Origin of the sequence: Corynebacterium sp. HMSC076G08, assembly GCF_001811515.1 — a bacterium.
GTDB classification, from domain to species: Bacteria; Actinomycetota; Actinomycetes; order Mycobacteriales; family Mycobacteriaceae; genus Corynebacterium; species Corynebacterium hiratae.
Map to the genome: position 1 here is coordinate 138,124 of NZ_KV805008.1, position 26,435 is coordinate 164,558.

Consider the following 26,435-nt stretch of genomic DNA (forward strand, 5'->3'; position numbering starts at 1 on the left):
TCCGTTTTCTACTTTAAGGATTCTCCATGCTGTATAAGAAACTTTCTCTCGCCCTCGCTGCCGCCGCTGCTTCTGCCCTGGCTCTGACTGGCTGCGGTTCTGTTGATTCCGCTGACTCCACCGACGCATCCTCCGCCGACAACACCGGTGCTGAAACCAGCGCCGAGGCCTGGGAAGCCCCGGAGGGACTGTCCGGCGAGCTGGACTACTACTCCGCGAACCCGCAGGGCCTTACCGACGCCCTCGTCGAAGCCTTCGAGGAAAAGACCGATGTCAAGGTCAACGTCTTCGCCGACACCACCGGCAAGATCACCGCCAAGCTCAAGGCGGAAGAGGCTAACCCGCAGGCAGACGTGGTCTACTTGGCTTCTTGGTCCGCTGCTTCCAAGCAGGACAAGGCCGGCGCTCTGGCGGAGTACACCCCGGAAGGTGCTGACAAGATCACTTCCAGCTGGGTATCCAAGAACGGCACATTCACCGGCCGCGATGGCTCCGCCTTGGCACTGGTGACCAACACCAACGTGGTGGACTCCGCTCCTCAGGACTGGGAGGACCTCGCTGACGAAAAATACAAGGATCAGGTCATTATGCCGGATCCGCGCGAGTCCGGCACCGCCGCTGACCTCATTGCCGCCATGGTGGATCAGTGGGGCGAGGACAAGACCTGGGAGCTCTTTGACAAACTCTTCGACAACGGCATGATTGTCCAGGGCGCTAACGGTCCGGCCCTGGACCAGGTCACCTCCGGTTCTCGAGGCATCGTCATGGGTGGTGTGGACTACTCCGCATACTCCGCTCAGGCCAAGGGAGAGCCGCTTGAGGTTGTTATCCCCTCCTCCGGCACTACCGTCACCCCGCGACCGGTCATGATCCTCAAGACCACCGACAACAAGGACGCTGCCGAAGCTTTTGTCGACTTCATGTTCTCCGATGAAGCACAGGAGATTTCTGCTTCCAAGAACATGATCCCGGCCAACACCGAGCTCACCCCGAAGAACGGCCCGAAGCTGGAGGAGATTGAAACCCTCAACGAGGATCTCGATGGCATCGCCTCCTCCTCCAAGGACATCAAGGAAAAGTTCGCTGAGCGCTACCTGAAGTAGCCTCTACTATCTCACCACGGAGCAACCCCACCTTATGAGCACCACCACCCGCAGCCCTCAGCGCACTCTCGGCATTTATGCAGTACTCTTCGTGCTGCTCGTGCTTGTCGCTGCGCCGTTGGCATCGGTGCTCATCAGCGCTGTGGTGGGGTACCGCGATGAGCCTTCTTCTCTCCACAAGATTGTGGAGCCGGGCATGGGAGAGGTGCTACTCAATACGGTCGTCCTCTCCCTCCTCGTGGTGGTCTTTTCTACTCTGTTCGCCGCCCCGCTAGCTTTCCTGCGCGCGTGGACGTCTTTTTCTAAGGCGAACTGGATAGAAATCGCCATCATGATTCCTTTCATGACCCCGCCTTTTGCCGCAGCAATGGCGTGGATGGATTTCACCCGCCGCGGTGGAGTCTCCGAATTGCTCTTCGGGCATACCGTCGGCAAGCTCGCGCATGACGCCATTTACTCGGTTCCTGGCATGGCTTTCATCATGGCGTGCGAGCTCTTCCCCTTCCTCTATCTCATCCTGCGCAACTGTCTGACCTCAATTCCTGCATCCTCTCTGGAAATGGCTCAAGTCGCAGGCGCCAGCCGGTGGCAACAGATTAGTCGCATCATCCTCCCCACCGTCGTGGGCCCCTATTCACTGGGCGCACTGATCATTTTCATCAAGGCTGCCGGCGAGTTCGGCACCCCAGTTACCTTGGGAAACGCCATCGGTTTCACGGTCCTCGTCTCCTCCATCTACCAAGACGTCACCATCGACCCGTTGAGTTTCTCCGATGCAGCAGCCTCCTCATCGGTGTTGTTTGCACTTGGTGTGGGCGCATGGGCATTCCAGCAATGGGTCTCGCGGCGCGACCTTACCGGTGGTGGACGAGTATCCCGCCAAGTCTCGCTCCGCATCGGCACCGCAGGCAAGGTCCTTGGCAGCTTAGTTGCTTTCCTCATCATCGCCTGCTCGGTGCTCATCCCGTATATTTCCATCACCCTGGCAGCCATGACCATTCTGCGATCCGCGCCCCCAACGCCTCAAAACCTCACCTTCGACTATTTCGCCATCGTCCTGCAGATGCCTTCCGCTCAAGAAGCTTTGCTGCGTTCCATCGCCCTCGGTGCAATTGGCGCCACAACGGCGGTCATCCTCGGCATCGCGGTCACCTTGCTCACCCAGCGAACCAGGCAGATCAGCGCCCGTGTTGTCGACTTCCTTGCTGTAGCACCGGATACCGTCCCCGGAATCGTTCTCGCCATTGGCTTCATTCTCCTATGGAACGCTCCCTGGCTGCCATGGACACCTTATGGCTCCATGATCATCCTCGTCATGGCTTTTACTGTTCTCTTCCTGCCGATGGCGGTGCAGAACATCAAGACCTCCGCTGGCGCGGTTTCCCCTTCGGTCTACGAGGCAGCCGCCGTGTCCGGTGCCTCCGCCTCCCACACGTTGCGCAGCATCACCTTGCCGCTGCTTGCCCCGGGTATCTTTGCCGGTTGGCTGCTGGCGTTCTTTGTGGGCTTCCGCGAGCTCGTCATGTCCTCCCTGATCCGCCCGAGCCAGCTCAATCTCCTTGCGCCGTGGATCATGAACCAATTTGACCAGGGCCACCGCGCTGAAGCCATGGCTATGACGCTCATCGGTGTAGGAACCTCCACTGTCGTGCTAGTCCTAATCACTTGGTGGCAAGGAAGGAGGGCGCGTGGCTAGTATCCTCATTTTCGCGGACCTTCACCTTGGCCGCCCCGACGCGCCAGGCATGGGGTGGGTGCTAAACGTACTGGAGGTCACGACTGCGGATGCATGTATCTGCCTCGGTGACATCATTGACCGCAAAGCCGACGCAGCCACCTACGTACCCCAAGCACAGAAAGTCATGGCTCGCGCATGCGAGCTTTTCAGCGACGTCCATTTCATCTCCGGGAATCACGACGTCCACCACGAACTCAGTCTCTCTTCGCCTGTAACGGTTCATTCCGCCGACGTTCACTCCTTTCACTGCGCCGGCGCTACCGTTGTCACCGCCGCGGTAGCTGCCGATCCCGATCCCCGCACACTCACCTTTCCAACGCGCCAGAGCAACGAGCCGCATCTGGGATTACTGCACTCATCAGTGACCGGTGAATTCTCTAAAGGCATATGCTTGCCCACGACACCCGAACAGCTACAGGCCTGTGGCTTCGACGCATGGATTCTTGGCCACGTCCACACTCCACAAGTGCTTCAGGACAATCCCTTTATCGGTTGGGTCGGTATGGGAGAGGCAGTGCTTTACGACGTCCCCACTTCCTCCCTCACTCGCCTCTAACACATCTCCTACCTGACCACACGCGCCGCTCAGAGAACTAGCTCTCACTTGCCCACCGCGTGATCAATGTCTCACGAATTGGCGTTTGCGCTAGACCGAGAGCACCGCATGCATGCATCATGTATACATGCAAAAAGACAAGGTACCCGCCGCGGAACGGGCCTACGATCACCTCAAGCGCCGCATCATCGATGACGACATCGATGACTCGGAGATGCTCTCCGAAGCCGCCCTTGCCGCCGAGCTGGGAATGAGTAGAACCCCGGTGCGCGAGGCTTTCCTCCGTTTGGAGGTGGAGGGCTTCTTGAAGCTCTATCCCAAGCGCGGTGCGCTGGTCGTACCGATTAGCCCCCGCGAAATCCGTGAGGTCTACGAGGCGCGCCTCCTCGTGGATGAGAACTCTGCCCGCCATATTTGCGGACTGTCCGCAGAGGAGCGCGGTCTCATCGCCGATGTCCTCGTCGCCACCATCGATGAGCAAAAGGCCGCCCTCGACGCTGGCGATCTGGGCTCCTATACCCAACTGGATGCGAAGTTCCACCAAACCATCATGGACAACGGCGGCAACCGCCTCCTCGCCCACCTCGGCCACACCTTGCGCGAGCGCCAACAGCGATTTACCGCAACTGCCATCGGCCGCAGCGTCGAGAAGGCACGCGGCTTCGTGGCCCAGCACGCCTTGCTTGCCGACGCCCTCCGCACCGGCGACATCGACACCTACCTGACCGAACTCCATTCCCACCTCAACTCCTCAAGGAAGCAACTGTGACTGTCTCTGCGCATTCGAACCCGCTTGTCGAGGCGCCTACTCCCCAACCCGACGCCCCCACAGACGCCGACACCACCGAAAGCACTGAAAGCGCTGCCTCCCCAGGCTCGCCCAGCCGCTCCGCCGAAGCGCCGCTGCCTAAGCGCGCGTGGTTCCCCGTCGCCGGTGCCATGATCGCGGTTGCTTGGGGCGGAAATGAATTCACCCCGCTGCTGGTGATGTACCGCGAGACCTCGAATTTTTCCCAGGTGACGGTCAACGGGCTCTTAGCCGCCTACGTGGTTGGCATCATCCCCGCACTGCTCATCGGCGGCCCGCTGTCCGATCTGCTTGGCCGCCGCCCACTGTTGCTCCCCGCAGCACCACTGTCCTTGGCAGGCTCTTTCTTGCTGTCCATCGCCCCCAACGAACCACTCATCATCGCGTTGGGACGCGTCTTGTGCGGTATGGCATTAGGCCTAGTCATGGCGGTGGGTTCAACGTGGATTACGGAGCTCATCACGAGCGCCGGCGGCGACCCAGCGTCCGGCGCTCGTAAGGCTTCGTTGTGTTTGACCGCCGGCTTCCTCGTCGGCGCGGGTATCGCTTCGGTGCTGGCCCAGTGGGGGCCATGGCCGACTCACACGGCCTATATCCTCCACATGCTGCTCACGCTGTTGACTGCCGCGTGGATCCTGCATACGCCTGAGACCCGCCAGCCCAGCCGAGGCGATGTCAAGACCACCATCCTGGAGCTCAGGGTGCGTGACATGCTGGAGATGCTCCACATCCCCGCCGCTGCGCACAAGCGTTTCCTGCGTGTCGTCGTGCCCGTGGCCCCCTGGGTCTTTGGCTGCGCGGGAGCGGCCTATGCGCTCCTTCCACAGCTGCTATCCGAATCCGCTGGAAACGCCCCCATCGCTTTCTCCGGCCTGATGACCGTCATCACCCTGGGCTGCGGCGTGGCCGTCCAGATGCTGGGCCGCCTGGTTGATACCCACAAGTCCGCGCGAGCCTCGGCCCTGTCGATGTTCGTCATCACCGTCGGCGCAATCCTCGGGGCGTTTGCTGCTCACTCGCTGTCCCTGCCGCTCGGCATCGCAGCCGCCGCCACAATGGGCGCGGGATACGGTTTGGCGCTGGTCGCTGGATTGTCCGAGGTCCAGCGCATCGCGGGCGAGCGAGAGCTCGCCGGCTTGACCGCCGTGTACTACTCCATTTCTTACACTGGCTTCTTCATCCCGATGGCCTTTAGCGCGCTTGCGCCCTATATCGGCTTCACGGCGTTGTTCAGCATCGGCAGCTTCTTGGCGCTGGTGTGCCTCATCAACGTCATCCTTGCGTGGCGCGCACACCTGCCCGGAACCCGCCGCTAGCGCACACACCCCGTCATCGCGGCCCCCTCCGGGCCGCCCCTGCGCCACCAGTGCACAGATGCTCAAAGCTCCGCCTCCCCACTCGAGGGAAGCGGAGCTTTTCGCTGCGGATTTAGGCCTTGGCCACGGTAGCCGTCACGCCCTTGAGGACATCATGGATGTTCTGTCCATCGCTTGGCTCGAGAGCCTGGGTCGTCACAGTGAAGTCGACAGCAAGCACCTCCGCCGCGATGTGTTCGCGGTGGTGATGAGCCCACTCTTCCTTCTCCGCGGGAACGGAGAGAACCACGGTGATGCGGTCAGTCACCACGAAATCCTCGGCCTTACGCGCATCCTGCAAACCGCGGATGACGTCCGCAGCCCAGCCCTCTGCCTCGAGCTCCTCCGTCACCTCGGTATCCACGGCGACAAGGCCATCGAGCCCTTCCACGCGAGCCGTCGACTTCGCATTCGCCGCCTTGAGGCGCTCGGTGTACTCGTCCGGGGATAGGCGGATATCGCCGTCGACCACAACGTCCTCGCCCTCGCGCACGTAGTTGCCCGCCTTGAGGTTCTTGATAGCTCGCTGAACATCCTTGCCCAAGCGCGGACCGGCTACCTTGGCGTTGCACACGACCTCGAAGGTGCCCACCGCGTCGACATCGTCGGTAAGCTCAACGTCCTTAACGTTGACCTCATCCCGGATGATGTCCTTGAAATCCGCCAGGCGCGCCGAATCCTTCATCGCCACCGTCAGCTTCGGCAGCGGCAGGCGGTTGCGCAGCTTGTTGGACTTACGCACCGAGGACGCCGCGGAGGCCACCGCGCGGGTGGCATCCATGGCGGCCACGAGGGCATCGTCAGCCGGGTAATCCTCGGCCTTCGGGTAGGAAGCCAAATGCACGGAGCGCTCACCGGTCAGGCCACGGTAGATGACCTCAGCCACGTGCGGCAGCAGCGGCGCGACCACGCGGGAGACCGTCTCCAGGACCGTGTAGAGCGTGTTGAAGGCCTCCGGATGGGCTTCCTCGCCCTCCCAGAAACGGTCACGGGAGCGGCGCACGTACCAGTTGGTCAGCGCGTCCGCGAAGAGGCGGACCTCCTCGGTTGCCGTAGCAATATCGGTATTCGCCAGCGCATCATTCGTGTTCTTTACCAAGTCATGCGTCTTGGCCAAGATGTAGCGGTCCAGAACGTTGGTGGAGCTGACATCGAACGTCGCGTCCTGGGAAGCGTAGAGCTGCAGGAAGGTGTAGGCATTCCAGATCGGCAGGATGGCCTGGCGCACGCCCTCACGGATGCCCTGTTCGGTGACGATGAGGTTGCCACCGCGCAAGATCGGCGAGGACATGAGGAACCAGCGCATCGCATCCGAGCCATCGCGGTCGAAGACCTCGTTGACGTTCGGGTAATTGCCCTTGGACTTGGACATCTTCAGTCCGTCATTGCCCAGAACGATGCCGTGGGCCACAACCTTCTTGTAGGCCGGGCGGTCAAAGAGCGCGGTGGACAGCGCATGCATGACGTAGAACCAGCCGCGGGTCTGACCGGAGTACTCCACGATGAAATCAGACGGCGAGTGGGTCTCAAACCACTCCTTGTTCTCAAACGGGTAATGCTTCTGCGCAAACGGCATCGAGCCGGACTCAAACCAGCAGTCCAACACGTCCGGCACGCGGCGCATCGTGGACTTGCCCGTCGGATCATCCGGGTTCGGGCGAGTCAGTTCATCGATGTGCGGGCGGTGCAGGCTGGTCGGGCGCACGCCAAAGTCACGCTCCAGCTCATCCAGGGAGCCGTAGACATCCACGCGCGGGTACTCCGGGTCATCGGAGATCCACGCCGGGATCGGAGCGCCCCAGTAGCGGGTACGAGAGATGTTCCAATCGCGAGCGCCCTCCAGCCACTTGCCGAACTGGCCGTCACGGATGTGCTCCGGCAGCCACTCGATCTCGTTGTGGTTGAGCTCCACCATGCGGTCGCGGAACTCGGTCACCTTGACGAACCATGCAGGCAGCGCCATGTAGATGAGCGGTTCGCCGGAGCGCCAGGAGTGCGGGTAGGAGTGCTCGATGGTCACGTGGCGCACCACGCGGCCAGCTTCCTTCAGGTCCTTGATGATGCCCTTGTTAGCGTCGAAGACCAGCTGGCCCTCGTAAGGTGGCACCTGCGAGGTGAACTTGCCATCCTCATCCACCGGAATGACCAGGCCCACACCGTACTTCTGGCAGGTGAGCATATCGTCCTCACCGAAGGCCGGAGCCTGGTGGACCACACCGGTACCGTCCTCAGTGGTGACGTAATCTGCGAGCAGCAGCTGGTAGGCATTCTCGACATCCGGGAAGAAATCGAAGATGGGCTGGTACTTAAAGCCCTCGAGCTCAGCGCCCTTGAACGTTTTGAGAACTTCCGCCTCACCCAGCTCCTTGGCCAGGGTGCCGGTGAGCGCTTCGGCCATGATGAAGGTGCGGCCAGCAAAGTCGCCCTCGGTGGCCTTGAACAGGACGTAGTCGACCTCCGGGTGGACCGCCAAAGCCAGGTTGGACGGCAGGGTCCACGGGGTGGTGGTCCAGGCGAGGAAGGAGGCGTCGGCAAGCTCGGCGTTATCCGCCAACGTCTTCTCCGCCGCGCTTCCCTCCACAGCGCCCGCTACCGGGAAGGTCACCGTCAGGGTCGGATCCTGACGCATCTTGTAGGAATCATCCAGGCGCGTCTCCTGGTTCGACAGCGAGGTGTGCTCAGCCCAGGAGTACGGCAGAACCCTAAAGCCCTGGTAGATCAGGTCCTTGTCATAGAGCTCCTTAAACGCCCACATCACGGACTCCATGTAGTTCAAGTCCATGGTCTTGTAGCCGTTTTCAAAGTCCACCCAGCGAGCCTGGCGGTTGACGTACTCTTCCCATTCATCGGTGTACTCGAGCACAGACTTGGCGCAGTACTCGTTGAACTTCTCCAGGCCCATCTCCTCGATCTGGGCCTTGTCGGTGATGCCGAGCTGCTTTTCTGCCTCCAGCTCCGCTGGCAGACCGTGGGTGTCCCAGCCGAAGACGCGCGGAACGTGGTTGCCGGCCATAGTGCGGTAGCGCGGGACGATGTCCTTGACGTAACCGGTCAACAGGTGGCCGTAGTGCGGCAGACCGTTGGCAAAGGGAGGGCCATCATAAAAGACGTACTCGGGGCAGCCCTCGGTTTGCTCGAGGCTGGCCTTAAAGGTGTCGTCGGCCTTCCAGTACTTCTGGACTTCCTGCTCCATATCGGGGAAACGGGAAGACCCAGCAGTCATATCAACTTTGGGATAAACGCTGCCGACGTTCGCGGGGTTGCTACTCATCTAAAAATTCCTTCACTCGTTCGCTGTGGCGGGGACGCGCCTTACGGCTCGCGGTACCACCCCGCTTGGGCGCCGAGGCGCCCCGCTTCGTTGATGTGAAGGAGATGACGGTCCCTACCCGCCCGGTTCTAATAATGCTCTGCTAAGCGCGAAGCACGTTCTTCCGGAATGCTCCCCGGTGATAGCCGGCTCACTGCATACGCCTAAAAGTATAGCGAGCCGGTCAAGTTTTCACAGGCGCAGGTTCCCGAAAGCCCCAAAATAGAAACGACAGTACATGAATGAGGTACCTGGGATAAGGTTTTCCACAGGAACATTTTTTCTAATGCGAGCAGGTCATAAGGTGTTTTAAGCTCCACTGTCATGAGCGCACTGCAGACTTTCCTTAACGCACTCGGGGCCGGCATCGATGTCGTCGCCGAGTGCGAAGGCATGTCTGAAGCAGACCTCATCGCCGCCGGTTCCCCAGACAAAACCGCCGCGGAGTTGGTGCGGCTGCATACGAGCTTCTTTGGCAAAACCGCCATGACGCGGATGCAACGCGACGCAGTGAAGGCAGCGCGCCAACGCAAGCATTCTTTGCCTACCTTGGAGGTCATCGACCGCTATGCCCGGAAAGCCAAAACACAAGCGTTGGGCTGGAAACTACGCCTAGAACTCTGCCGAACGAGCGCTGACACCCTCGCCATGGAGGCACTGGCGAAAAAGAAGCTCAAGGAGCACGCGGTTCTCCCCACGCCGAAGGAGGGCGTGACTGTCTACCGCCGCCGCAATGCACCGTGGACGATGGCGATCACGGGCCCCTCGCAACTGATTGCAGAGCTTAACGACGCCGTCGACCCAGCACGCCCCCTCGAGTCCATCCGCGAGGCCTTCTTCACAGGCGCTGCTCCGCGCCGCGGCTTGCAGACCAATATCCTTGTGCCGCTGGATGCAATGACGAAAATTCTCGACGGTGACGGCGAAGAAATCACCCTCCAGATGACCAATGGCGCCACGATGACCGGCGCGGAGTACCTCAACAAGGTCATCGCCGGTGAGATCGATAAAGACGGCGCGCTCGCGACTCTTTTCCATCCCTATCACGGGCCGGTCAACCTCTACTACGAGGAGCGCTCCGCCAGCATCAAGCAACGCATCATGGCCATGGCCGAGTTCCCAGTCTGTGCTTGGGATGACTGCCTGAAGCCGGCCGATGAATGTCAAGTTCATCACCTCATCGCGTGGAAGAACGGCGGGTACACCAACCAGGAAAACTTGGTGATGCTCTGCCCGTATCACAATGGGGTGAACCAGGACGATCCGAATGCGCCGCCGGGTCGCGGCCGCATGGCTCGGATCAGGGGTAAAGCGAAAAGAACGAACGGCCCTCCTCCGCCGCCCACGCCGCTGCAAGCGCCACCCGGGATATTCACAAACCCCGCGGAACGAGACGACTAGCGGCTTCACAAAAGTAGCCCTCCACCCAGAATTACCACTGGGCCGAGGGCTACTCGTCGTGCCTTAGCTGCGCGCATTACAGATTTTCGGCGAGACCGAGCTACTCGTCGTGCTTGCGGCGGAGTTTAATCACGGTGTCTGCGATGAACAGAACAATGCCCACCCCGGCGGAAGCGAAGAGCACGTACAAGGACCACTCAGCAGCGGTGAGGATGTAGTTCACGAACGCCAAGAAAGCAACAAAGGCCAGAAGCAATGCGCCGATGAGCATGTGCGTTCTCCTTTCCCACCAATGACGAAGAGCTCTGTGCTTACAAAGAATGTATACCTACGGACGTATACCTACAGAAAAGAATAACGGCGCCCCCGCAGGGACGCCGCTCATTCAGAGATTAATCGTTGGACTTTCCGGCCTCACCGTTGGGGGCAGCGGTGCCGCGGGACTCCAACTCCTCAAGCTGGGACTGCAGCAGCGTCTTGAGGCGGGTACGGTACTCGCGCTCGAAGGTGCGCAGCTCGGAGATGCGGGCCTCCAGAGCGGTCTGCTGCTGCTTGACCGTGTTCATGACCTCGGTGTGCTTCTTCTCAGCATCTGCCTGCAGGGCAGCTGCCTTCTCCTCAGCCTGGCGAATCTGTGCCTCCGCGCGGGACGTAGCGTCGGCCTCAGTCTGCTTTGCCTTGTTTTCGGCGTCAGCCACCAGCTTCTTGGAGCGGGTATCGGCTTCCTGCAGCTGCGCGTCGTAGCGCTTCTGGGCGTCAGCAAGCTGGGCCTTGGAGTGAGAGTCAGCGTCGGCAAGCTGCTTCTCTGCGGCCGTGCGGGCCTCCGCCAGCATGGACTCGGAATCGGCCTTGGCCTCGTTGGTAAGGCGGTCTGCCATCTCCTGCGCCAGGCCCAGAACGCGGGCTGCCTGCATATGAGTGTCCGGGGTAGCGAGGCCCTGTGCAGTGGACTGTGCAGCACCTGCACCTGCTACGGCGGCAGCGGAAGATGCGGTGGTGGAGGTTGCGGAGTTCTTCTTTGCGGACTCCAGCTCCTTCTTGGTGCTCTCCAGTTCCTTCTTGGAGGCCTCGAGCTCACGCTTGGCAGCAGCAGCTTCCTCGCGAGCAGCCTTGAGCTCTGCGGAATTGTCCTGCGCCTGAGCGGCCTTCGCCTGTTCCTGGGCGCGCTTGGTTTCTTCCTTGGCCTTGGCAATCTCGTTCTTGGAGTCAGCCAGCTTTGCCTCGTACTCAGCGCGAAGCTTGGATTCGACGTCCTTGCGCACAGCGGCCTCGTCGACCTTAGCGGCAGCGGCACCGCCGGCAGCGCCGGCCGGAGCCTGAGACTTCAGCTCCTCAACCTGGGCGTGGAGATCATCGTTCTCATCCTGCAGCTGAGCAAGAGCATCCTCAACGAGATCGAGGAACTGATCGACCTCGTCCTCGTTGTAGCCACGCTTGCCAATTGGCGGCTTGCTGAAAGCGACGTTGTGTACATCAGCTGGTGACAGTGGCATTGACTTCTCTTCCCCTTACGAATCGGTCAAACCTCTAGAGGGTCCAGAGGCCGGGTACATATGCGGTTAATAATACGGATTGTGGTAACTCATTGTATCCGAATCAACACATTATCTAACGCTGGCACGAGTCTCAACGTTAACAGGAGGGTTTAATACACCCGTTAGTTACACCGCAAGTCCGTTGGTACCGAAAAATAGCCACGCAATAAGTTGCGAAAGAACGGACAAAAGCAGGAACAAAACAATGATGGAAACATCGAGCGCGATGCCGCCCAATTGCAGCGGCGGAATCACCTTTCGCAGCGCTTTGACCGGCGGATCGGTGACCACGAAAAGCACCTCAGCAACCATCATGAACCAGCGGGGCGGGTTGAATTGGCGCGAAAAAGACTGGATCATTTCAATGACGATGCGCGCCAACAAAACCCACGAGTAAAGACTCACGGCGACGAGGAGAATTGAACCTAAAGCACTCACAATGCCTGAGCCTATCGGAATCACCCCCGCCAGCGGTACTCCCCTGCCCTAAGGTTCGCCCTCGGCGTACAGAGACAGCACCGCGGCAGCCATACCGCCGCCGAGAATGACTCTCCGATAAGGCCCCACGATGAAAACGACGAAACCGCCCCATCGCCTTCCGCCTCCCTTAAGCCAACACGGAGGAGAATAACGATGAAGCGGTTAAAGCCTGACGTCTCTAGCGCAGGTGTGCTGCTCGCTCCAGCTCCACGGTGGAGATATCAGCACCCTTCGGCACAATGGCAAAAACCTTGCGGCTGGTGTCCATGCCCTTGGTCAGGTTCTTCATGCGGCCTTCCAACGCGAAGCAGAGGCCTGCGGCAAAGTCCACGAAGCGCTTGGCGGAGCCGCGGTCGGCGTCGGTGAGTTCGAAGACCACTGCGTCACCGTCACGGAAGGGGCCACCAACCTTTGCTGCATCATCAAAGGAGACGAGGGAGAGAGCCACGATGGTCGGGACAAACTCCTCTTCCTGCTTTTCGTAGGAAGGTGCGTAGGCCGGTGCGTTGTAGCTGCGCTCGTCGGCGTAGTAGGCATCGTCGGCGTCCATGTCCATCGGGCCCAGCCCGAAGAACTCTTTAGTCCTATCAATCAGTGACATTCTGGGTCTCCCTCTGACCTAGTGTGTTCTGTTCATTTGCGGTCTTGTAATGCAGTTTTACAATGACAATTAACCTAGCGGGCGGGCTCCCATGATTCCGGTTCCGACACGCACGATATCCGTTCCAGATGCAATCGCTGCCTCCATATCGGCGCTCATGCCGGCGGACATTTTCAGGTCTCGCCCAAGCTTGGCCGCCACCTCATCCGTCAATGCCCTCACCTGGGTGAAAACCTCCGCCGGATCGCTCTCCAGCGGTGGAACCACCATGAAGCCACACAGCTGCAGGTTCTCCAGATCTTCGACCAGATCCACCAGAGCAGATACACCCTCTAGCGGGCAGCCGCCACGCGCGGTATCACCGTCGGCGGATACCTGGATATAGACCGGAAGCGTGTCCTCGCGCTGGCCGCGTTCCTGGGCAAGAGCCACGCCGCGGTCGAGTGCTCTGGCAAGTTTTTCTGAATCGAGCGAGTGAACACTATGCGCCCATCGGGCCACGTGGTTCGCCTTCTTGGTCTGAACCTGGCCAATCATGTGGAAACGCATCTCGGACAGGGCCTCCGCCTTGGCACGCGCTTCCTGCTCGCGATTTTCCGCCACATCTGTGATCCCCAACTCCGCTAGCAGCGCGATGTCTTCGGCCGGGTGAAACTTCGTCACCGGCAGCAGCTGCGGGGCGGGGCGGCCAGCGGCCTCAGCGAAACGGTGAATAGCAGCGCGGGTGCTCTCCAGGCCAGCCCTCAGCTCTTCACGGCGCACAGTATCGTTGTTCGTCATTAATCCTCCAACCAAATCACGCCGGCTTGGCGTCCGGTGACGCCCTCGCGGCGATAAGAAAAGAAATCTGTGTCCTCAATCGTGCAGCGCGGGTCCGATTCGATAGCCGTAACCCCCATCTCCATCAATTGACGAATCAGCCCAGCGCGCACGTCGACGCCCCAGGTACCCGACGACGTGCGGGTCTTGGAGCCGGGCAGATGCTTCTCGACGTCATCCGCCATCGCCTCCGGCACCTCATAGTTCCGCCCAGAAGCGGCCGGCCCCATGAGCACCTGAATCGAGGCGGGGCGAGCCCCTAACTCAACCATGGTATTGACGGTATTGCGGACGATTCCGTTGCGCGCGCCAAGGCGCCCGGCGTGGGCGGCGCCGATGACGCCCGCGGAGACGTCGACAAGCAGCACCGGCGTGCAGTCCGCCACGAGAACGCCTAGGCCCAAGCGCTTTTCGGTGGTTACCACGGCGTCGGTGGCCGGCACGGGCTCCTCGACGCCGCGGCGCTCGGCCCCCACCACCGTCACGGTGTTGGTGTGGAGCTGTTCCATCCACACGATGTCCTCTAAGCCCGTGGCTCGGCGGAGCCGCTCGCGATTGGCGGCCACTGCGGCGGGGTCATCGCCAACGTGATCGCCGAGGTTAAAAGAGTCATAAGGCGACGACGACGCCCCGCCGGCACGGCTTGTAAAAACCATGCGGACGGGGCGTCGTGCTGCGTGTGCTTCCTCGTTTACTGGCATGCACTCCAGAGTAGCTGGCTGGAACTAGCGCATGAAGGATGGCACGTCGAGATCGTCATCGCCGTCATCGTCGAAGTCACGGCCACGACGCTCCGTGGGGCGCGAGAGACGGTACTCATCATCGCCGCCGCGGCGGTAGTCCTCACCGCGGAAGCGATCCGAGGTGGTAAATAGTCCGCTCGACGGGGCCGGCTCTGCCGGCTGCTCGCGCTCGTAGGAGTGACGCGGGGCGTACTCTTCACGCTCAATGCGCTGGGAGTCAGCGCGCTGCGGTTCGGCGCGGGTGTACTCCTCGCGCGGGGCCTCGGTGCGGGGCGCGGCGGGGCTCTCAGGCTGTGCCTCAGCGCGGTTCTCGAAGAGGGAACCCGGGCGTGCAGCCGGGGTAGCCTCCGCACCATGCTGCTGCGTCTGGCCAGGCTGTGCCGGCTGGGAGGTCATGTTGGCCTGGGCATCGAAGCCGGTCGCAATGATGGTGACGCGGACTTCGTCACCGAGGTTGTCATCGATGATGGTGCCGAAGATGATGTTGGCGTCCTCGTCGGCGCGCTCCTCCACCATGGAGGCAGCGGCGTTGACTTCGTGAAGGCCCAAGTCGGAGCCACCGGCGATAGACAGCAGAACGCCCTTGGCACCCTCCATGGTCGACTCCAGCAGCGGGGAGTTAATGGCCTGCTCGGCGGCGTTGAGCGCGCGGTTATCGCCGCGGGCGAAGCCGATGCCCATGAGGGCGGAGCCGGCGTCGGACATGACGGAGCGAACGTCCGCAAAGTCGACGTTGATCATGCCCGGGATGGTGATGAGGTTGGTAATACCCTGCACACCGTTGTGCAGAACTTCGTCGGCGGCGCGGAAGGCTTCGACGATGGACAGCTCCTCGCCGCCCAGCTGCATGAGGCGATCATTCGGGATAACGATGAGGGTATCGCAGACCTCGCGCAACTCCTCAATGCCGGCCATGGCCTGACGGGTGCGGCGCGCGCCCTCGAACTTGAACGGGCGGGTAACGACACCGACGGTCAAAGCGCCCATCTTCTTCGCGATGGAGGCGACCACCGGAGCGGCGCCGGTACCGGTTCCGCCACCCTCGCCAGCCGTCACAAAGACCATGTCGGAGCCTTGGAGGGCGTCTTCGATTTCGGTCTTGTGGTCCTCCGCGGAGGTCTTACCTACCTCCGGGTTGGCACCCGCGCCGAGGCCGCGGGTGGCCTCGCGACCGATGTCGAGCTTGGTATCCGCATCGGAGAAAATCAGCGCCTGGGAATCGGTGTTGATCGCCACGAACTGGACTCCCTTGAGCCCTTCTTCGATCATGCGGTTGACAGCGTTGACACCGCCGCCGCCGACGCCGACGACCTTGATGTCCGCGAGGTTGTTGCTAGATGAGATCATACGAGGGTCTCTTGCCTTTCGAATAAGGTTTTAATGTAAACGAGGAGGCGCCCCTTTTTTCTGAGAGGCGGTTACATCCATCTTTAACGACAACGGGGTAATTTCGGCGCACATTTTGCCGCGTGTCGGTACCCTCAACCTCTACTTTAGGGTTGCTGACATGCGGTTTTCTTAACAGGCGTCCCACCCGCCCCACTCGCGACGCGCTTAGCGGCGAGTCACCAGCGACGGGTTAGAAATGTTCCAGGATTCGCCCTCGAGCTTGAGCACATCTTCGAAAGCAATGGCCTTGTTCGCGTTGTCCTCCGACGCACCCCAAAAGATGGTTTTGTCATCCTCCGTTCGGAAGGTCAGCGAATACCGGTCCTTGATCTCGAGGGTCGAGACCTTCTCCCGAATCGGCGCGGGGAGCGCAGCGACGGCGTCGACAGCCCCCTGCATCTCAGGCGAACCGGAGTCGGTGTGCCCCGTCAGCTCCACGGCCTCGGGTGGTGCTTCGTCCTCCGCGAATTCCTTGCCGTTGTTGTCCACCAAAATCGTCCTATCGCCCTCCCGCACGTAAGCTACCGCCTCGTGCTCGACAAGTTCGATGTGGACGGTTGACGGGAAGGCCCGCGACACCGTCGCGCTTTCTACCCACGGCAGGGAGGCCACACCGTGCGCAGCTTCGCGCGCATCCAGCCGCACCAAATTAGAGCCCTTCACGACGCCACTGGCCTGCTCGACCTCTTCTGCCGCGACGTGATCATTTCCCACGACCTCGAAGGATGTCACCTTCAGGATGGGAAAAAGCCACACCGCCGCGGCAGCAACCGCCACTACGAGAAGCACCGCACCTAGCGCGAGCGCCCCAGTCTTTTTAGACATTCGGTTCCTTCGGTTCCTCCGCGCCGCTCGCATTCTCTAGCGCCGACAAAATTTCACCCGCCACGTAGGTAATCGTTCCCGCGCCGATGGTGAGGACGATATCTCCGGGCTGCGCCAGGGAAATGACGTCGCCGGCAGCCTCAGAGAAATCAGGCTCGAAAATGACCGGCATGTCTTCGGGCATCTTGTCGGTGATAATGCGGGAGGTAATTCCTTCTACCGGCTTCTCGCGGGCGCCGTAGATGTCGAGGACGACGGCGGCGTCGGCAAGCGCCAAGGCCTGAGCAAACTCGGCGTCAAACTCCATGGTCCGGGAGTACAGGTGCGGCTGGAAGCAAGCGATCACGCGCGCACCCTCGCCCTCGGCGTCCGCCTTCGCGCGCGCTGCGGTGAGCACCGCAGACACCTCCGTGGGATGGTGGGCATAGTCATCGAAGACGCGGATCCCCTGGGCGCTGCCGCGGTACTCGAAGCGGCGGCGCACACCCGTAAAGTCGGTCAAGCCTGCAGCCAGTTCCGCCGGGTCTCCGCCAGCCAGCGCACCGGCCAGCAGGGCCGCCGCCGAGTTGAGCACCATGTGATGGCCTGGGACATGCAGGTCATAGGACAGCTCCTGTGGCGCCTGACCCGGCAAGGTCAGGCGAACGCGGACGTGCGCGCCGGCGGCGGAGACGGTTTCTTCTAGGATCTCCGCTGCCAGCGGCACGGAAGAATCCGCGGCTACCTCGCTGCGCGTGCCGTAGCCCAGCACCTGAATCCCGCGCTGAGCCGCCCGCTCACCCGTGGCGGCCGCATGCTCATCCTCGAGGCACACGACGAGGTAGCCGCCCTCAACCACGCGGTCGGCGAAATCATCAAAGACCCGATAGTAGCTCTCTGCCGTGCCGAAATAGTCGAGGTGATCAGGCTCGATGTTGGTGATGACTGCCACGAAGGGGCTGTAGCGCAGGAGGGAGGCATCGGATTCGTCGGCTTCTGCCACGAAGGCGTCGCCAGTGCCGCCGTGCGCGTTGGTCCCAGCTCGGTTGAGTTGCCCGCCGATGGCGAAGGAAGGATCCATCCCCGCCTGCTGGAGCGCGGTGACCGCCATAGAGGTCGTCGAGGTCTTTCCGTGCGTGCCGGCGAGCAGCACCTGACGGTGGCCTTCCATGAGCTCAGCCAGCAGGTCCGAGCGACGGATCACCGGAATCCCGGCTTCCCGTGCCGCCACCAGCTCCGGGTTGTCCTGCGGGATGGCGGCGAAGGAGGTGACGACCACCGTAGGCTTGTCCCCGGCCAGATCGAGGTTCTCAGCCGCGTGGCCGACGGCGACGTGCGCACCCATCGCGCGGAGGACGTCAACGGCCGTCGACTTCTTAACGTCCGAGCCGGTGACGACCGCGCCACGGCTAACCAGGATGCGCGCGAGGCCGGACATTCCGGAACCGCCGATGCCGACGAAGTGGACGCGGGACAGGTCCGTGGTGGCGGGGGTATCAGTCATGGTGAAAATTTCCTTCTTTAATAAACCTGTACTGTGCGCCTAGCCGCGGGTATCGGCGGCGACGCGGTGCGCGATTCGGTCAGCGATCACCGCGGCGGCATCGCCGGCGGTGCTGGCGTCAGCAGCGGCACGCATGGCCGAAAGGGCGTCGGGATGGTCAAGGATAGCGCGAACTTCGGCGACAAGGCGCCCCGGAGTAAGCTCCGCGTCCGGTATCTGGACCGCGGCTCCCGCTTCCACCAGAGCCCGGGAGTTCAACGCTTGCTCGCCGTTGCCGTGCGGCAGTGGCACATAGATAGCGGGCAGGCCGGCCGCAGACACCTCAGCCACGGTCATCGCGCCGGAGCGGCAGACCATCACATCAGCAACGGCAAGCGCGCCGGCCATGTCATCGATATAGGGCACGGCCGTGTAGTGCTCGTGCTCAGTCGGCACCGTGTTCTTTTTGCCGTAGGCATGCAGCACCTGGAAGTCTCGGCACAGGTCCTCGAGCGCTCCGGCGACGGCGGTGTTAATGCTCACCGCTCCCTGCGAACCGCCGGTAACCACGATGGTCGGGCGGCCTTCATCCAGGTTCCAGTTCTGGCGCGCAGCAGCGGCCTTCGTACCATCTGGGTCCTCGCCCAAGCCCGGGCGTACCGGAATGCCCAGGACCTCGCCCGGCATGCCAGATCCCTCTTGGGCATTGATTCCCGTGCCGCCAAGACGCACGCCCAGCTTATTAGCCATACCGGCCAAAGCATTCGTCTCGAGAACGAAGAACGGAATGCCCAAGGACTTCGCCGCCAGGTAAGCCGGCGCCGCAACGTAACCACCGGTGCCAAACACAGCGTTGGCCCCGACGTCCTTAAGCACCGCGCGAGTTTCCCGAACGGACTTGAAAATCCGCCAAGGCAGCTTCACCGCGTCAATGTTGATCTTTCGCGGAACAGGGACCGGAGTGATCATGCGGAGATCGACACCGCGCGCCGGCACGATGTCGCTTTCCAGACCCCGCGGCGTACCCAAGGCGGTGACCCGCGCCCCGTGGCGTTGGCGTAGCTCCTCCCCTACCGCAAGCGCGGGCTCAATGTGTCCGGCGGTGCCGCCACCTGCGATGACGACGGAAATCGGCGTGTCATTCATGCACTACACGCTACCAGCGCCGCACTGCGCTACCGGCGCTCGCCGCGCCGATACTCCCGCCGCCCCTCCGCGCGCGGCGCCTGCGACCGCTGAGAGCGCCCCGTCACCGCGCGCCCGAAACGTTCCTCACGGCTGCGCTCCACGTGGCGTTGGGAGCGCTCGCGGTGTGGGCGCTGGGAACGCCGAGCATCTGCGCGCTCGCGCGGGGCACGGTGCGCCCCGCCGCGCCGCTCATTGGGCGGGGTCGGCTCTGGAATGAAGAAGATACGGTCGAAGAGCGGGCGTCCAAAGTTCTGCATCGCGGACACCTGCAGCGGCTCATGGCGCGCCACATTGCACAACAGGCCCATCGAGCCAATGGTGATGACCGCAGCCGTACCACCCGCAGAAATCATCGGGAGCTGAATACCCGTCACCGGCAGCACACCGATGACGTAGCCGATGTTGATGAAGGCCTGCACGACAACACCCACCGACAGCGTGGCGGCCAGCAAGGACTGGAACTGGTCCTGCGCGCGGGTTGCGGTACGCAACCCAAAGTAGCCCAGCACGGCGAAAAGCACGATGACGAGCGCACCGCCCCAGAGGCCTAGCTCCTCACCGATGATGGCGAAGACGAAGTCGTTCTTCGCCTCTGGGAGGTAAAACCACTTGGCGCGTGATTGGCCGAGGCCAACGCCCCAGAAGCCGCCGTCGGCAAGCGAAAGAAAGCCCTGGTAAGCCTGGAAACCGGTACCTTGTGTGTCCTCAATATTGCCGCGCAGCGCATCGAAGTAGGTGTGGAAACGGTGCGAACGGAAACCACCGGCCAGGAAAACGGTGATCATGCCGATGGCACCAAAGACGCCGACGACGACGGGCACACGCCAGTTCACGCCGGCGAATACCAGGGTGAAGACCACGATAAGGGCGAAGGATACGCCCATGCCCAAGTCACCTTGGGCCACGATGAGCACGAACATGATGCCGGCGATGATGGAATACATCATGAACGGATCAGTCAAGCGCATCGAACGGTGTGTTTTATCCGCCAGCGCCGAGGCGCCATACATCCCCACGGCGACACGAGCGAACTCAGAGGGCTGGAAGGCCACGCCACCCGGCAACATGATCCACGACTGTGAACCGACCTCCGCGCGGCCGGTACCGATACCAGGCACAAGCACGAGGATAAGCAGCAGGATGGATAGCCCCAAGAACCACGGCACGAGCGCCCGCAACGTGCGCGGCGATATGCGCAGGCCGATCCAGAACACGATGAGGCCGGCGGCGACCAATACGCACTGGCGCAAGGCTGCCGACCACGGGCTATCGGTCTCCGACAGGGACGTCGCCATCGACGAAGAGAAGGCCATGAGCACGCCGATGCCGATGAGGGAGAAGATCGCGATGCGCAGCATCAGGTAGTCAAACCCCGGGTAGGCGCGCAGGCGCTCGCGGAGATCACGCAGGCGGTGGCCCAGCGTGCGGTGTGGCTTCTGGGTGCTGGTGGCAGTCACGGCTTCTGGGTGCTCCTAGCTAGCGGGCGAGGCGGCGGGCAGCGGCGGCAAACATGTCGCCGCGTTGGCTCATTCCGGTGTACATGTCCAACGATGCCGCAGCGGGCGCCAAAAGTACGGTATCGCCGGCTTCGGCGTGTTGCACGGCGGCGCTCACGGCCTGGTCCATAGCGATCTGCGGGTCATGACTGTCCACGATGACGAGAGGCACGTGGGGTGCCGCCTTGACCAGGGCCTGGGCCAGCACGTGCTTGTCGACGCCCACCAGAACCGCCGCCTTCAGCCGCGCGGCGTGGGTACGCAGGAGGTCCGAGACATCTGCGCCTTTGAGCTGACCACCGGCGACCCACACCACGGAGTCAAGACCACGCATGGCCACCTCCGCGGCGTGCGGATTCGTCGCCTTGGAATTGTCGATGTAGGTCACGCCACCATGACGGTGGACAACCTCACCGCGGTGCCCGGCCACCACGTAGGCGTCGAGGCCCTCTGCGATGGACTCGGGGCTGGCGCCGGCAAGCGCGGCAACCGCCGCGGCAGCAGCGGCATCCAGCACCCCAGCAAGACCTGCGGGCTGGATGGTGGTGACATCCTCCACCACGGCCGCGTGCAGTCCGGCGACCTCATTGACCACGAGGCTGCCGGCGCTCACGCCGACTTCGCCCGGGGCGGGCTCGGCGTGGGTAAAGGCGGTGGCGCCGGATAGAGAGGCTGCAAGCGCTCGAACGTGCTCGTCGTCCTTTCCATAAACGGCGTGCGTGCCGCGCAAGATCTTCGCCTTATCCGCCGCGTAGGCCTCGAAGGAGCCGTGCCAATCGAGGTGGTCATCGGCGAGGTTGAGCAGCGCTCCCACATCCGGGCGCAGCTGGGAGGCCCAGTGCAGCTGGAACGAGGACAGTTCCGCGACGAGGATATCCACGCGGGGCTCGGCGGCCAAGGCATCAAAAGACGAGACCCCGATGTTGCCTACAGCCTGCGCGCGCTGGCCGGATCGCTGCTCGTCAGCGGACATGATGGCAGCGAGCATCCCCGTCGTTGTGGTCTTGCCGTTGGTACCTGTGATCGCGAGCCAGCGGCGGGAGGGCCCAAATACCTCTGCCTGGTCAAGGCGGTAGGCCAGCTCCACGTCACCGATGACCTCAAGGCCGCGGGAAGCTGCGGCGGCGAGCAACGGCGAATCCGGGCGCCACCCCGGCGAGGTCACGACGAGGGAGTATTCCGACAGGTCTACCGCTGCTGTATCCACGGTGGCAACGCCGAGCTCGGCGGCGAGGCGAGCGCGGGATTCCTGGTTTCCATCAGCCACCGTGACGTCCACGCCTAGGTGGTCCAGGACCGCAGCACAGCCGCGGCCGGAAACGCCGGCACCGGCGATGAGGACCCGGCCAGAGAGGAAGTCGGGGCGCGTCATGCGCCGACACCTATACCTGTGGAGGTCAGCCATTCACCGTAGAAGATGGCCACGCCGGCCATCGCCGCCATCGCGGCCAGCAACCAGAAACGGACAACCACAGCAGTCTCCGCCCAACCGCCGTTTTCAAAGTGGTGATGGATCGGGGCCATACGGAAGAAGCGCTTGCCGGTGGAATGGAAGACCACGATCTGAATGACAACGGACACCGTCTCGATAACGAACAGGGCGCCGATAATCACCATGAGAAGCTCGGTACGGCTGGTGACCGAAATGCCGGCAACCAATCCGCCGAGCGCCAGGGAGCCGGTGTCTCCCATGAAGATCTTGGCGGGCGCGGCATTCCACCATAAAAAGCCGAGGCAGGCACCGAGGCCCGCCGCCGCGAGCACGGCGAGATCGAGGGGATCGCGCACCTGGTAGCAGCCGGCCGCAAAGTTGGTGGCGCAGGAATAGCGGAACTGCCAGAAAGTCATCAACGAGTAGGAGCCCATGACAATCGCCGTCACTCCTGCGGCAAGACCGTCGAGGCCGTCGGTGAGGTTGACCGCGTTCGACCACGCCGCAATGAGGAAGTACATGAAGATCAAGAACACGATGGTTCCGATCACAGCGCCGCCAACCGCAAAGTCGAAAGTTTTCAAATCGCGGATGAACGACAGCTTGGTGGAGCCAGGAGTCAGGCCCGCATCATTGGGGAAACGCAGCACAAGAAAGCCAAAGAGGAGGGCCAGTACCAGCTGGCTGACTAGCTTCGCGGTCTTGTTGAGACCTAGGTTGCGCTTCCGGAAGAGTTTGATGAAGTCATCCGCAAAGCCCACCGCGCCCAAGCCCAGCGTCAGTCCGAGGACGAGCAGACCCGAAGCAGTAAACCCCCCGTGGCCCGTCAGCATGCCATAAAAACCAACCACGAGATAAGCCACCAAGATACCGGCCAGAATAGCCAGGCCGCCCATCGTCGGCGTACCGCGCTTGCGCAGGTGGGACTTGGGTCCGTCCTCGCGGATCTCTTGGCCGCGACCGGAGTCGGAAAAGTATCGGATGAGAACCGGGGTGGTAAAGATCGCCACGAGGAAGCTAACCGCACCAGCGATGATGATCTGAGTCACGAGCTTGAAGTCCTTTCTAGCGGCTAGCTGTGGTTCAGCTGCTCCGCGACCAACCAGAGGCGCTGGGCATTGGAGGCCTTAATCAAGACCACGTCCTTAACGCTACGGCTAGCCCAATCATCGACCCCTGCCGGGGCCGCGCGCAGAATGCCGTCGACCGCCCGAGCGGCAGCCGCGGCATCGGCGCACACCATTGTATTTATACCTTGCTGCGCAGCCGCCTCAGTCATTGCCCGACAGTTGGGGTTCTCCCCCACCGCGACGAGGTGCTCCACGTGGTATTTGGCCAATATCTCCCCGAGCTGGCGGTGCGATTGTTCGGCATCGCTGCCGAGCTCTCCCATCTCACCAAGCACCGCGATGGAGCGGGCATCGGGGCGTGCTGCTGCGGTATAGGCCAAGGCGGCAATCGCCGCGCGCATCGAATCCGGGTTGGCGTTGTAGGAATCATCAATGATGGTGACGCCATCGCGGCGCGTGCGCACGTCCATGCGGTGCTCGGAGGCTAGGCGGTGCCCAGACAGCGCAGCCGCTACCGTGGCTGCCGATACCCCCAGCTCGATGGCTGCGGCTGCCGCGGCCAGTGCATTAGACACCTGGTGGGAACCAAATACCTGCAGCTTCACTGCAACTGGCTCAGCGTTGGGGCTGTGGAGGACAAAGGAGGGGCGGGCCACGTCATCGAGCTCGATGTTGGTGGCATAGTACTGTGCCGCCGGCGCGCCGCCGCGGCGGTTATCCGTGGAGTAGTACACCACTTTGGCCCCCGTGCGCGTCGCCATTGCGGCGACGAAAGGATCGTCGGCGTTGAGGACGGCCACACCGCCCGCTTCCGCGCTCGGCAGAGCCTCCACCAGCTCTCCCTTGGCCTGCGCGATATTCTCGCGCGAGCCAAACTCGCCGAGGTGCGCGGAGCCGACGTTAAGGACCACGCCGACGCGCGGAGCGGTGATTTCGGTGAGGTGGCGGATGTGCCCGATACCGCGGGCCGACATCTCCGCCACGAGGTAGCGCGTGTGCTCATCACAGCGCAGAGCCGTATACGGAAGCCCAATTTCATTGTTGAAGGAGCCGGGCGGGGCGACGGTCTCCCCCACCTCGCGGAAGATGGTGGCGATGAGGTCCTTGGTCGAGGTCTTGCCCGCCGATCCCGTCACTCCCACGATGGTCAAATCCTGCTCTGTCGCCAGCCGCTGCGTTACTGCGCGGGCCAGCGCGGACAACGCCTCGACGACGGCGGCGGCGGAGCCATCGACATCGTTGGCATAGATATCGGCGTTGGCTCCGTCACCTTCTACGCGTCCGCGCGGCTCCCCGACGATGGCGGGTACACCCACCGGCCGGGCAGCCAAGACGGCGACGGCTCCCTTCTCCACCGCGGTGTGGGCGTAATCGTGGCCATCGACGCGGGCTCCGGGCAGTGCCACGAAGAGTCCACCCGGAGTGACCTTGCGAGAATCGAACTCAACAAAGCCGGTCACTGGGGTCTCTGGCTCGTCGACGCTATCCAGGCGGCCGCCCGTGATCTGAGCTATCTCAGCGAGGCTTAACGCAATCATGCTTGCTCCTTGGATTCTTCGGTACTCAGGGTAGTCGCTGTCATCGCGGCATCAAGTGCACGCGCCATCTCTTCGCGGTCGTCGAAGTGGTGGACGGTATCACCAATCAGCTGTCCTACTTCGTGGCCCTTGCCGACGACGATGACGGCATCGCCCGGCTGTGCCCACGCCACGACCTCGTCGATGGCTTTGGCACGGGAGCCGACCTCCCGGATATCGGCCTCCGGGTTCGCTTCGCGCGCTCCCGCGAGCACTGCCGCGCGGATAGCTGCTGGGTCCTCGGTGCGGGGGTTGTCATCGGTGATCACGACCATATCGGCGCCCTTCGCAGCAGCCGCCCCCATGAGCGGGCGCTTGGAAGAATCGCGGTCACCTCCCGCGCCGACGACAATGCCGATCCGGCCGCTGCTGCCTTCCAGCTGCGCACGCAGGGTATCGAGGACCGCGGCGACCGCAGCTGGCTTGTGCGCATAATCGACCACGGCGACAAACTGCTGGCCGCGGTCGATGCGCTCCATGCGGCCCGGAACCGCCACCTTTTCTACGCCTTCCAAGAAGACGCGCGGCTCGATGCCACTGGCTGCGGCCATGCCGGTGGCCAAGGCCGCATTGGCGATGTTGAAAGTGCCCGGCATGGGCAGCCGGAATTCATAGGAACCAGCGTGCTCTCCGGTGGACACCGTCAGCTCCACCTGCTGTGCGCCGGTGGCCTCAGTGCTGAGTTGGCGGGCGGTGATGTCCGCCTCGGTGGCCTCCGCGCTCGTGGACACTGTCATGACCGGACGCGCCGCGGCGCGCTGCGCCATGCGTCGCCCCCACTCGTCGTCGACACAAACAACGGAGCGGTCGGCGGCCTGGGGACCGTCGAAAAGCATGGCCTTCGCCTCGAAGTAATCCTCCATCGTAGGGTGGAAGTCGAGGTGGTCCTGGCTCAAGTTAGTGAATCCGCCAACGGCAAAGCGCGTTCCCTGGACGCGGCCCAGGGAAAGCGCGTGAGAGGACACCTCCATGACCACGTGCGTTACCCCTTCGTCCACCATGCGGGCGAAGAGCTCTTGCAATGTGGGGGCCTCTGGAGTCGTCAGCGAGGTAGGCACCGGCTCCCGGTTAATGCGAGTGCCCGTGGTGCCGATCAGGCCCACCGACAAGCCCGCGTGCAAAAGCCCCGCTTCCAGCAGGTAACTCGTCGTAGTTTTACCGGACGTACCCGTCACGCCAAGAATGGTGAGCTTTTCAGTGGGGTGCCCATAGATCTCCGCGGAAACGTGTCCGAGGATGGCGCGGATATCCTCGACCACGAGAAGTGGGCGTGTTTCTCCCGCTTCGGCAAGGATGCGTTGGCCTTCCGGGTCGGTCAGAATCGCGGCTGCTGCGGTGTCTGCGGCATAGCGTGCGCCATGAACGCGCGTTCCCGGAAGCGCAGCGAAGAGTCCACCAGGTGGCAGGGTTGCAGAGTTTAGTCCGCAGGAGCCCACGGTGGTCGAGGCATCCCCGATCACGGTGCCCGAAGAAATTTCTGCTAAACGATCAAGGCTGATGCTGCTGGTCACGGTGCGTCCTCTTCTCTATCTCTGTAGGTTATTCGC

General features: G+C 62.4%; 22 protein-coding genes. 6 read left to right on the top strand and 16 right to left on the bottom strand.

Features of this window, described 5'->3' with window-relative positions:
• The first annotated feature begins 26 nt into the window (after nucleotides 1-26).
• The 5 genes from HMPREF2806_RS01255 to HMPREF2806_RS01275 all read left to right on the top strand — a co-directional run bounded on the left by HMPREF2806_RS01255 (nucleotide 27) and on the right by HMPREF2806_RS01275 (nucleotide 5,521).
• Nucleotides 27-1,103 carry an ABC transporter substrate-binding protein gene (locus HMPREF2806_RS01255; protein WP_070512480.1) on the top strand — a complete coding sequence of 359 codons (1,077 nt, stop codon included), beginning with the start codon at nucleotides 27-29 and terminating at the stop codon, nucleotides 1,101-1,103.
• A 34-nt stretch (nucleotides 1,104-1,137) separates the two neighbouring features.
• A complete protein-coding gene (locus HMPREF2806_RS01260; RefSeq protein WP_070512477.1) occupies nucleotides 1,138-2,799 on the top strand; it encodes an ABC transporter permease in 1,662 nt (553 codons plus the stop codon).
• Entirely contained in the window at nucleotides 2,792-3,397 is a 606-nt protein-coding gene (locus HMPREF2806_RS01265) for a metallophosphoesterase family protein (RefSeq protein ID WP_083306483.1), read from the top strand. Before HMPREF2806_RS01260 ends, HMPREF2806_RS01265 begins: the two co-directional genes overlap by 8 nt.
• Before the next feature lie 127 nt (nucleotides 3,398-3,524).
• A complete protein-coding gene (locus HMPREF2806_RS01270; protein ID WP_070512472.1) occupies nucleotides 3,525-4,166 on the top strand; it encodes a GntR family transcriptional regulator in 642 nt (213 codons plus the stop codon).
• Nucleotides 4,167-4,336: 170 nt separating this feature from the next.
• Complete coding sequence (locus HMPREF2806_RS01275; protein WP_232745221.1) at nucleotides 4,337-5,521, top strand: MFS transporter; 1,185 nt, start codon at nucleotides 4,337-4,339, stop codon at nucleotides 5,519-5,521.
• Nucleotides 5,522-5,633: 112 nt separating this feature from the next.
• Here HMPREF2806_RS01275 and ileS read toward each other — a convergent pair whose 3' ends face one another.
• Entirely contained in the window at nucleotides 5,634-8,831 is a 3,198-nt protein-coding gene (gene ileS, locus HMPREF2806_RS01280) for an isoleucine--tRNA ligase (protein ID WP_070515734.1), read from the bottom strand.
• Between the two features lie 363 nt (nucleotides 8,832-9,194).
• On the opposite strand from ileS, the gene HMPREF2806_RS01285 reads away from it, so the two are divergent.
• Nucleotides 9,195-10,271, top strand: coding sequence for an HNH endonuclease signature motif containing protein (locus HMPREF2806_RS01285; protein WP_070515737.1), 1,077 nt, complete (start codon nucleotides 9,195-9,197; stop codon nucleotides 10,269-10,271).
• A gap of 100 nt (nucleotides 10,272-10,371) precedes the next feature.
• Here HMPREF2806_RS01285 and HMPREF2806_RS13520 read toward each other — a convergent pair whose 3' ends face one another.
• The 15 genes from HMPREF2806_RS13520 to HMPREF2806_RS01355 form a co-directional block, all read right to left on the bottom strand.
• Nucleotides 10,372-10,542: a hypothetical protein gene (locus HMPREF2806_RS13520; RefSeq protein ID WP_046647978.1), complete on the bottom strand. Its 171-nt coding sequence runs from the start codon at nucleotides 10,540-10,542 to the stop codon at nucleotides 10,372-10,374.
• Nucleotides 10,543-10,663: 121 nt separating this feature from the next.
• Nucleotides 10,664-11,764, bottom strand: coding sequence for a DivIVA domain-containing protein (locus HMPREF2806_RS01290; RefSeq protein ID WP_070515739.1), 1,101 nt, complete (start codon nucleotides 11,762-11,764; stop codon nucleotides 10,664-10,666).
• A 168-nt stretch (nucleotides 11,765-11,932) separates the two neighbouring features.
• Nucleotides 11,933-12,244 (bottom strand): YggT family protein, encoded by a 312-nt coding sequence (locus HMPREF2806_RS01295; RefSeq protein ID WP_046647976.1) that lies wholly within the window; start codon nucleotides 12,242-12,244, stop codon nucleotides 11,933-11,935.
• Nucleotides 12,245-12,464: 220 nt separating this feature from the next.
• Entirely contained in the window at nucleotides 12,465-12,887 is a 423-nt protein-coding gene (locus HMPREF2806_RS01300; protein WP_046647975.1) for a cell division protein SepF, read from the bottom strand.
• A 69-nt stretch (nucleotides 12,888-12,956) separates the two neighbouring features.
• Nucleotides 12,957-13,667, bottom strand: a complete 711-nt coding sequence (locus HMPREF2806_RS01305) for a YggS family pyridoxal phosphate-dependent enzyme (protein WP_070515741.1) — start codon at nucleotides 13,665-13,667, stop codon at nucleotides 12,957-12,959.
• A complete protein-coding gene (pgeF, locus tag HMPREF2806_RS01310) occupies nucleotides 13,667-14,407 on the bottom strand; it encodes a peptidoglycan editing factor PgeF (RefSeq protein WP_070515744.1) in 741 nt (246 codons plus the stop codon). Before pgeF ends, HMPREF2806_RS01305 begins: the two co-directional genes overlap by 1 nt.
• 24 nt (nucleotides 14,408-14,431) lie before the next feature.
• Nucleotides 14,432-15,796 carry a cell division protein FtsZ gene (ftsZ, locus tag HMPREF2806_RS01315; protein WP_046647972.1) on the bottom strand — a complete coding sequence of 455 codons (1,365 nt, stop codon included), beginning with the start codon at nucleotides 15,794-15,796 and terminating at the stop codon, nucleotides 14,432-14,434.
• Between the two features lie 207 nt (nucleotides 15,797-16,003).
• On the bottom strand, nucleotides 16,004-16,663 hold the full coding sequence (locus tag HMPREF2806_RS01320) for a cell division protein FtsQ/DivIB (protein WP_083295544.1): 660 nt from the start codon (nucleotides 16,661-16,663) through the stop codon (nucleotides 16,004-16,006).
• Complete coding sequence (murC, locus tag HMPREF2806_RS01325; protein ID WP_070515748.1) at nucleotides 16,656-18,146, bottom strand: UDP-N-acetylmuramate--L-alanine ligase; 1,491 nt, start codon at nucleotides 18,144-18,146, stop codon at nucleotides 16,656-16,658. Before murC ends, HMPREF2806_RS01320 begins: the two co-directional genes overlap by 8 nt.
• A gap of 39 nt (nucleotides 18,147-18,185) precedes the next feature.
• Entirely contained in the window at nucleotides 18,186-19,271 is a 1,086-nt protein-coding gene (murG, locus tag HMPREF2806_RS01330; RefSeq protein WP_070515750.1) for an undecaprenyldiphospho-muramoylpentapeptide beta-N-acetylglucosaminyltransferase, read from the bottom strand.
• Nucleotides 19,272-19,300: 29 nt separating this feature from the next.
• On the bottom strand, nucleotides 19,301-20,770 hold the full coding sequence (locus HMPREF2806_RS01335; protein ID WP_070515752.1) for an FtsW/RodA/SpoVE family cell cycle protein: 1,470 nt from the start codon (nucleotides 20,768-20,770) through the stop codon (nucleotides 19,301-19,303).
• A gap of 19 nt (nucleotides 20,771-20,789) precedes the next feature.
• A complete protein-coding gene (gene murD / locus HMPREF2806_RS01340; RefSeq protein WP_070515755.1) occupies nucleotides 20,790-22,181 on the bottom strand; it encodes a UDP-N-acetylmuramoyl-L-alanine--D-glutamate ligase in 1,392 nt (463 codons plus the stop codon).
• Entirely contained in the window at nucleotides 22,178-23,290 is a 1,113-nt protein-coding gene (mraY, locus tag HMPREF2806_RS01345; protein ID WP_046647967.1) for a phospho-N-acetylmuramoyl-pentapeptide-transferase, read from the bottom strand. Before mraY ends, murD begins: the two co-directional genes overlap by 4 nt.
• Nucleotides 23,291-23,313: 23 nt before the next feature.
• Nucleotides 23,314-24,849, bottom strand: coding sequence for a UDP-N-acetylmuramoyl-tripeptide--D-alanyl-D-alanine ligase (gene murF, locus HMPREF2806_RS01350; protein ID WP_070515757.1), 1,536 nt, complete (start codon nucleotides 24,847-24,849; stop codon nucleotides 23,314-23,316).
• Nucleotides 24,846-26,399 carry a UDP-N-acetylmuramoyl-L-alanyl-D-glutamate--2,6-diaminopimelate ligase gene (locus tag HMPREF2806_RS01355; protein ID WP_049155248.1) on the bottom strand — a complete coding sequence of 518 codons (1,554 nt, stop codon included), beginning with the start codon at nucleotides 26,397-26,399 and terminating at the stop codon, nucleotides 24,846-24,848. The genes murF and HMPREF2806_RS01355 overlap by 4 nt, the downstream gene beginning before the upstream one ends.
• Nucleotides 26,400-26,435 lie beyond the last annotated feature (36 nt).